Annotated in this window: 4 protein-coding genes; 1 reads left to right on the forward strand and 3 read right to left on the reverse strand. The window is 58.4% G+C overall.

The window, feature by feature from the left end; translation table 11 throughout:
* The coding region (locus IRZ31_RS20285) for a hypothetical protein (RefSeq protein WP_297157257.1) at window positions 1-583 on the forward strand (583 nt) is incomplete at its 5' end.
* Window positions 584-1179: 596 nt separating this feature from the next.
* Here the strand turns inward: IRZ31_RS20285 and IRZ31_RS20290 are convergent.
* From IRZ31_RS20290 to IRZ31_RS20300, 3 genes are all read right to left on the reverse strand, one after another.
* Window positions 1180-2376, reverse strand: a complete 1197-nt coding sequence (locus tag IRZ31_RS20290; RefSeq protein WP_297157260.1) for a rhomboid family intramembrane serine protease — start codon at window positions 2374-2376, stop codon at window positions 1180-1182.
* A 682-nt stretch (window positions 2377-3058) separates the two neighbouring features.
* Window positions 3059-3694, reverse strand: a complete 636-nt coding sequence (locus tag IRZ31_RS20295) for a MarC family protein (RefSeq protein ID WP_297157262.1) — start codon at window positions 3692-3694, stop codon at window positions 3059-3061.
* Window positions 3695-3890: 196 nt separating this feature from the next.
* Window positions 3891-4274 carry a GlsB/YeaQ/YmgE family stress response membrane protein gene (locus tag IRZ31_RS20300; RefSeq protein ID WP_297157266.1) on the reverse strand — a complete coding sequence of 128 codons (384 nt, stop codon included), beginning with the start codon at window positions 4272-4274 and terminating at the stop codon, window positions 3891-3893.
* Window positions 4275-4649: the final 375 nt, after the last annotated feature.

The following is a 4649-nucleotide window of genomic DNA, read 5'->3' on the forward strand; positions in this document are numbered from 1 at the left end:
GATTCTTGACGAAGATCCGCAGCAAGGGCCGCTGCTCCTCTCGCCTTCTGATCGCTTCCTTCTCTATTCGCCCAACGAGGGGCAGGTCCCCTATCCCACCGATAATAGCGTCCCGGCGGACATCGCGGCTCTCTCTTATGCCAACAGTCTCAGCCTGGCCTCGTTGGGAGGCTCACCGCCGGCCCTGGGAAAGGCCCAGATAGTGCTGCCGGCGCAGAGGGCATTGCGCAGCATTGCTGATTATCACTGGGTAACGACGCCACTTTTTACGCCCGATGAGCGCTCCCTGGTCTATGTGGAGTTTTCGAGCGACGACCAGCCGCCCTATGAGCGCCATAGTGCCCTCTACACCGTGCAGGTTAGCGATGGCAATGGTCACCTGCGCGTGGCCAGGCCCGTGCTCCTGGCGACCACCACCGCCGCTCTGGTTGAGCTAGGGACCTGGCTCAATGGGCACACACTGACCTTCTATGCCGATGGTAACATCTTTGCTCTCGATCTCAGCAGTGGAGCTATTGCGACTCTAGTACAGGCCAGAACCTACGTGCGTGCCATCGCTGTTGTTGGCACGGGTCGCATCTAAGAGCCTGTTGATTGAGGAGCGAGGGCTGGCTGTCTCTCCTCTATTGCTCTTCTCAATAAAGAAGGGAGCTGAGCGGGGGGGTAAAGGGCATGGATAGGATCATGTGACTCAGCCGGGTCACAGCGAGATTGCAGGCTCAGCTCCTTATATTTAGTTTACTCTGTCTACCAACAGGCAGTGGGCGAGCGGAGGCTCTTTTCCCTGGCCAGCTCTTCCGTTACGCTGCGCGGGCTGAGGAAGTGGCCTGGCAGGGAAAGCAGCAGGCGGAAGGCAGGCGCAGAAGCGAACAGAAGCAAACAGAAGCAAGCAGAAACAGGCGAAAACAAGCAGAAACAAGCGGCAAGCCTGAGAAGAGAAAAGAGGGGCTACGTTGAGCCAAAGCAAGCCCCTGCTGAAGAATAAAAAAACCCCTCCCTGGCAGGACAATCGGTCCGATCACCGCCAGCCCTGGTGTTCGGACTGCCATGTCGCTTCGACCGGCTGGGAGCTGCTCCCATTGGGCGACTCCTCGCCGTTGTCTGCTCTGGGTCTTCTCCCGCGATCTGGCTCTGGCTTGCCCGGGCCAGGAGCCTGGGGCCAGAGCTGAATGGGCGGAGCTAGAGGATGCGCCGCTCTAGTGGGCGACCAAGCAGGAAGCCCAGGACGAGGCCCGTGATGAGGCCGCCGATGTGGTCAGAAACGGCGATATTGCTGCCAGGAGCGAATCCCAGGGCCAGATTAAGACCCAACCAGAAGAGCCAGTTGATAATTGCCCCTTGGCCGAAGGGTCCCAACGCTCGCCTATTCATAATGTAGAAGGCGCCAAGTGCGCCGAAAACGCCAAAGATTGCCCCCGAGGCGCCCACGCTCAGCACCGTTGCGGGCATCAGAAAGTAGGTAGCCAGGCCGCCGACAATCCCCGAGGCAAGGTAGATGATCAGATAGCGTATCTTGCCATAGAACACCTCGGTAGCGCTCCCGATCAAGAACAGAGAGAGCATATTTAAGAAGATATGCAGGATGTTGGCGTGCAAGAACATCGCCGTGAAAATGCGCCAGTAGTCTCCGACCTGGCTGACCTCTCCCCCCATCTGATAGAGCACGTTCTCGTCGATGAACAGGTTCTGACTCAGGAAAACCTCGACCAGAAAGACGGCGATGTTGATAAAGATCAGGGTATTTGTTATCAGGCGTGGGTAGCGGCTCAGGATAAAGCGTCCGCGTGTGGCCTGACGTTGGAGCTGACTGCGCTGGGACCAGGGAGTCTGCTCCTGTGGCAAGGGCTGACTTGGGCTGGTGGGGGCGTTGGGTGAGGGTGAAGGGGGAACACCCCGATAGCCGAAGCCGAAGCTCTCCTCCAGCGGAGGAAAAGCCCGCTCGAAGCGCCCGCCGTAGGAAAGGCGCGCCGCGCGTGACCGTGCCAGGCCGGCATCGTAGTACTGGCCCAGTGCCTGCAGCAGATAGGAGCGCAAAGCGTGGGCGTAGGCATTTGCCGGGTCCTGAGCGATGTACTGGTCGACGTAGCTCAGAGCCTGATCATAGCGCTTCTCCAAGAGCGCCAGCAAGGCTCGGGCCAGCAGACTCTCTTGGCCGCCTTCCGGCTGTAGCTCCTCGACTTTCTTGCAAGCCAGGGTCACCACCTGGTAGTCTCCCAGGCCCAGGTTAGCCTCCGCCAGGCCCAGGTGCACTTTGGGATTCTCTGGATCGATCTGGGCGGCGTGGGCAAAAGCAATGGCTGCCTCTCGGGGTTGTCCCTCGGCGAGGGCTTGTTTACCCCGCTCCAGGTAAGATTGAATCTCGGTCTGTGCTTCCAAATGTGTCTCCTCCACTCAGGCGTAGTGCCGCACTATACCGTCAATGCTCCTGCTCTTGACCGGGCTGGTTGTGGTCTGTCGCGCCAAGGTAAGGATTCCTTCCTTGTCGCGCTGCCGCTCCCTTCACTAAGGCGTAAGACAGCAAGCAAAAGCCACCAGGACCTGAGCGTCTGACTGCTTCGCTGGTGTTCTGGGCACCACATCCTACATGATACCATAGAGACATGCTGCTGGGGGCCTCTAGTGACCCCGAGGAAGGGTGCTGCCTTCTCTCTGGCCGGCCAGACTCATGGCCCTGGCAGGAGGATATGGCGGCAGTCGTTTCTCTCTCGGCCAGGAGCAGAAGGCAGCGGATGGCTGTCCTCTCTCATGGGGCGGCGGGCTGCTCGCAACCAGCCCTGAACCCCGGGTCGCTGAGGCTGTTGACACACTCTGTACTCAGAAAATACTACGTATAGCCTGGCAAAAGGTGACGCTCTTCTCTCCTCTTTCTAGGGGGGTGGTTCCTGGCTGTCTGCCCTACCTACCTCGGAGGTTATCGCCCCGGTCACAGGAGGCTCTCAGCAATAGCCGACCGGCTCAGATCGCCTTCTCCCCTGCTGAAGCAATTATAGTATAGCCGGCCCTTGAGGCGAGGAGGGGACGCCGAGGTGGGGAGCCGGACGCCCCAGCTGGCTGGCTCTCATTTCAGCAGGCCGCTGGTGTGGATGAAGGTCAGCATCCCGTTCAGGATGAACTGGATGGCAAGCGCTGCCAACAGGATGCCAAGAATGCGCGACAGGACCAGAATCCCGGTTCGCCCGATATGCTCCATAATCCAGATGCTGTGGCGCATAACGATCCAGGCCGCCAACAGCGAGGTGACAATAGCGGCTGCCACCGAGAAGAGCTTGAAAGGATCGGGCAGTGCCTGATCGACATAGAGAATAGTGGTGGCGATCGTTCCCGGACCGGCAATCATCGGGATGGCGAGCGGAAAAACGCTGATGTCCTCGCGGGTCATCGCTTCTTCCTCTTCAGCGGCGGTGCGGCGTGTCCCCGACGAGCGTCCGAAAAGCATCTCTACAGCTACCAGGAAAAGCAAGGCTCCCCCTGCCATATTGAAGGCATAGAGCGTAATCCCCAGCCGATCGAGTAGAAAACGCCCGACAAGCGCAAAAAAAGCAATGATGGCTGCGCTGATCAAAATGGCGCGCGTAATCACTGCGCGGCGCTGGGCCTCATTGAGGTGAGCTGTCAGCGCAATGAAGACTGGTGCTAATCCGACGGGGTCAATAATCGTGAAAAAAGTCACGAAAGCACGAGTTGTAAAGACCACTGCAACGCCTCCCTCACTCGACTAGCTTGCTGTAGTATACGGGAGAAAGCGCTCTCTGGCAATGTTGCAGTGGTAGCTCGTGTCAGAGTCGGGTCAGGGAAGGAAGCAGGTTGCCGGGGCCTGATCTGCGGCTGGCGCTCAGATCCGCAAAGAAAGCAGGCTCACCGGCAAAGCAGGCGCTGAGGCAGGGAGCGAGTTAATCGCCCCGGCGGTAGTATGGGCGACGGTGGCGCCAGGCGCCAAAGGTGATCAAGTGCCAGAGGAAGACCAACAGGATAGCGCCGATGAGCGCTCTGAAAATGGGGACACCGTAGACTGTCGGATCGCCGCTGATAGTGAGGGGAAACACATGAGTAAAGAGCCAGATTCCAATCAGCCCGGCAATAACTGCCCCAATGATCCCCCCTGGCAGCCGCCAGCCGACGATAAACTCAGCCAGTAGCCCGGCGATAGCAGCAATTATCAGGTAGATGACGGTGCCCACGGTCACCGTCCAGTGAAAATCGCCGATGTTGATCGTAAAGAGCGGCGAATCTGAGGTGAGAGCAGCGATGGCTGCAGATGTCACAGAAGCAAACATAAGAAGTTCCCTCCTTCTCTTCGAAACGGGCCTTGTGGCCCGAGCCGGCCTCCTCCCCTGCCACCTCATCCATGATCTCTTGCTCTGACAATACACGGGTGACGTGGCGGAGAGCAAGTCAACAATAAAAGTTTCAGCAATTTCTCAGCTAGCGCTCAGCTTTCTAAGGGAAAATGGCCTGCCGTGAGCGGTCTGTCGCCTGAGCGGACTCAGCAGCGTATACACGTAATGAGAGCCTTGTCACTGGCGAGGCTGAACGTGGTCGACTACAGCGCCGGTGGTCGCTGTTTAAGGCCATGCGTTATAATCAGGTAGTACAGGCTTCTCTAAATCTTTGCCGGGAGGTCTCTTTCTTATGCAAAGCGCAAAGCGCTA

The sequence above is a fragment of the Thermogemmatispora sp. genome (genome assembly GCF_019683635.1).
Lineage (GTDB): Bacteria > Chloroflexota > Ktedonobacteria > Ktedonobacterales > Ktedonobacteraceae > Thermogemmatispora.